Annotated in this window: 4 protein-coding genes and 1 pseudogene; 1 reads left to right on the top strand and 4 read right to left on the bottom strand. The window is 74.2% G+C overall.

Annotated features, from left to right (window positions below; translation table 11 throughout):
* Both I59_RS21235 and I59_RS03090 read right to left on the bottom strand, forming a co-directional pair.
* On the bottom strand, positions 1–200 hold a 200-nt coding region (locus I59_RS21235; RefSeq protein WP_148286060.1), incomplete at its 3' end, for an NAD-dependent epimerase/dehydratase family protein.
* Positions 200–856, bottom strand: coding sequence for a DUF4166 domain-containing protein (locus I59_RS03090; protein ID WP_022902620.1), 657 nt, complete (start codon positions 854–856; stop codon positions 200–202). The genes I59_RS03090 and I59_RS21235, both read right to left, overlap by 1 nt.
* A gap of 46 nt (positions 857–902) precedes the next feature.
* On the opposite strand from I59_RS03090, the gene I59_RS03095 reads away from it, so the two are divergent.
* A complete protein-coding gene (locus I59_RS03095; RefSeq protein ID WP_022902621.1) occupies positions 903–1,817 on the top strand; it encodes a cation diffusion facilitator family transporter in 915 nt (304 codons plus the stop codon).
* A gap of 558 nt (positions 1,818–2,375) precedes the next feature.
* Here I59_RS03095 and I59_RS03100 read toward each other — a convergent pair.
* Positions 2,376–2,969, bottom strand: coding sequence for a hypothetical protein (locus I59_RS03100; RefSeq protein ID WP_022902622.1), 594 nt, complete (start codon positions 2,967–2,969; stop codon positions 2,376–2,378).
* 130 nt (positions 2,970–3,099) lie between these two features.
* Positions 3,100–3,300 (bottom strand): annotated as a pseudogene (locus I59_RS03105) (MFS transporter); the annotation flags it as partial.

The raw sequence follows: 3,300 nt of genomic DNA on the forward strand, positions 1-3,300 counted from the left end.
GACCAGCGCGGCACCTCCACGAGCTCGCGGATGCGGAGGGTGTTGCCCCACACGGCGTCGCCCGTGCGGCCCACGGTGACGACCTCGTAGCCCTCGTCCGCGAAGGCGCGGCGCAGGGCCTGCCCGACGAACCCGCTCGCGCCCGCGACGACCACGCGGGGCTTCGGCTCCGGCGTCCCCTGTGTTCCCGGTGTTCCCATCAGCGTTCTCCTTCCGGCACGACGGAGTAGCTGAACGCCCCCTCGTACCGGTACAGCGTGCCGAGGACCGGCATCGCGAGCACCAGGGACACGCGCTGCAGGTCGGCATCGTCATCGAATCGTTCGACGAGCGTCACACGCGGTGCGGTGACGGCCGGGAGGCCCCACTCCCGTCCCAGCGCACGGAACGCCACGTGCGTGGCGACGAGACGAAGCGCACCCGCATCCGGCCCGTCCGTCGGGACCTCCGCGCGGAGCCGCGCGGACACGCGCCCACGGCGGCCGAGGTGGTCGACCAGACCGTCCGGCCCCGCCGTGATCGCGTCGACCATCGTGCGGTCGCCGAATCGGAACCGGAACGTGCGGTGCGCCCGGACCGCGAAGTCTCCGGGGCCCGGACCGCGCCCGACGCGCACGGGGCGGTTCTCGACCGTGAAGGGCACGTTGCGCTCCCAGACCGGGAACATCACCGCGTCACGGGCGAACCAGGCCAGGAGCGGCCAGAGCCAGCGGCGCGGTGTCCCCACGACGTCGAACACTCCGGACCCCCGACCGACGTGCCCGACCGGGACCGGGCCGAAGTAGGTGCGCAGGCGGGGGTGGAGCCGGGCGAGGGCGTCCGCGGGGGTGCTCAGCTCGTACGGTGACCGACTCACAGCCTGATCCTGGCACGGCGTCGGCGGCGGTCCCTACGATGTCGGCATGGGACACGACCACGGGCACGCGCACGGCCACGCCTCGGAGCGTGCCCTGCTCGTCGCGTTCTGCGTCTCCGCGGGCATCCTGCTCGCCGAGGTGGTCGGCGCGGTCGTCACCGGGTCCCTGGCGCTGCTGGTGGACGCCGGGCACATGGTGGTCGACACCGGCGGGATCGGCATCGGCCTCGTCGCGACCCGGCTCGCCCGGCGCAGCCCGACCGCGCAGCGCACGTGGGGGTACCAGCGGGCCGAGGTGCTCGGTGCCACCGCGCAGGCGGCCATCCTGCTCGCGGTCGGCGTCTTCGTGATCATCTCCGCGATCCAGCGCCTGGTCGTCCCGGCGGAGATCCACTCCGGGCCCCTGCTCGTGTTCGGCGTGATCGGCCTCGTCGGCAACCTCGTCGCGTACGCGGTGCTCCTCCGGGCCTCGGGCGAGGGGTTCACCTCACGTGCCGCCCGGCTCGAGGTCCTGAACGACACCCTCGGCTCGGTCGCCGTGATCGTCGCGGCCGTGGTGCTCATGGTCACCGGGTGGGAGCGCGCCGACTCGGTCGCCGCCATCCTCATCGGCCTGCTCATCCTGCCGCGGGCGCTCCGGCTGCTGCGCGAGACCGCGAACGTCCTGCTCGAGTCGACGCCGCCCGGGCTCGACCTCGACGCCGTGCGCGGGCACATCCTCGAGCTCGACCACGTGATCGCCGTGCACGACCTGCACGCCACGCTCGTCGCGACGGGCGTGCCGAACCTCACGGCGCACGTGGTGGTGGACGACCACTGCTTCTCGACGGCGCACGCTCCGCGCATCCTCGACGAGTTGCAGCAGTGCGTGGCGGAGCACTTCGACGTGCCCGTGGAGCACTCGACGTTCCAGCTCGAGCCCGCGTCGCACCGGCGGCACGAGCACGAGGTCCACGCCTAGTCGGTCGTGCCGCGGCGGCTCGTCCGCGTCGTCCTGGGGTGGTGGTCGGTCTGCTCCGGCGACGGCGACTTCCCGCGTGCGCAACGAACGACGTCTCCGCTGTCGCACGACGACGACGGCGTCGCACCACAGCGACGGCGACTGCCCGCGTGCGCAACGAACGACCTGTCCGCTGTCGCACGACGACGGCGGCGTCGCACCGCAGCGACGGCGGCGGGGACGTCGCACCACAGCGACGGTGGCGGGGACGTCGCACCGCAGCGACGGCGACTGCCCGCGTGCGCAACGAACGACGTGTCCGCTGTCGCACGACGACGGCGGCGTCGCACCATAGCGACGGTGGCGGGGACGGCGTACTGCAGCCGCGGCGATTGCCCGCGCGCGCAACGAACGACGCGGCCGCTGTCGCACGACCACGGCGGCGTCGCACCGCAGCGACGGCGACTGCCCGCGCCCGCAACGAACGACGTGTCCGCTGTCGCACGACGACGGCTGCGTCGCACCACAGCGGCGACGGCGACGGCGGGAGCGGGGACAGCGGGGCCGCGCCCGCGACGGTCAGCAGCCGTCGGTGCGCGTCGGGTACGCCGTGATCACCCGGTCGGTGGTGGCGGAGACGATGACCTTGACGAACGGCTCGCGATCCGGCCGCGATCCGTCGTCGAACGACACCGGGGCGGCGAAGCAGACCTTGCCGTCGCCGGCGTCCTCCGGGTACCCGGAGCGCGGCGACGTCAGGGCCGTCCGGACCGCGGTCAGCATGGCGTCGTCCCAGTCCCGGGAGCCACGGCCCGCGAGGACCTCGGTCCAGTCCTGCTCGTGCCGGGCCCGGATGTGCTCGTAGCCCTGGCTCGGGTTGCCGCACTGCAGCACGACCCGCCCGAGGGCATCGGTGTCGTACTGCGCCACGAGCTGCCGGTCGTCGGACGCGCACCCGTCGAGGACGTCCGCGCCGGGCAGGTCGGGGCCGTCGCGGGTGATGACCACGACGCCCTCGTTCCCCGAGGTGGTCCCCGCGGCCGACGGCCCCTCGGCGATGACCGGCTCGTCGACGCTGCGATCGGCGGTGAGGGCGAGCCCGCCCGCGAGCAGACCCGCTGCGAGGACGGCCGCGACCCCGGTGATGACGGACCGGCGGCGCTTCTGGGGCATGCGGCCAGTATGCCGGACCGGCTCCGCGCCTCCCGGCCGGGACCGGACGCCTGCGGGCCGCAGGGACCCGCGATTACCCGCGGTGCCGCAGGCGACCGCAGTGCCCGCAGGACCTGCGGGCTCCCGGGACTCAGGCGCGCGCGGCCAGCCGCTGCCCGGCGACGACGGCGAGCACCGCCACGAGCACGACGTACCCGACCAGCACCGAGAGCGTCGGGAGCACGAGCAGCGCCGCACCGACCGCGACCACCGGGACCGTCAGACCCGCGTAGGCGATGAGGAACGTCGCAGCCAGCACCCCGCCTCGACGCTCGGGTCCGACGAGCGCACC

The sequence above is a fragment of the Curtobacterium sp. B8 genome (assembly GCF_000333315.1).
Lineage (GTDB): Bacteria > Actinomycetota > Actinomycetes > Actinomycetales > Microbacteriaceae > Curtobacterium > Curtobacterium luteum.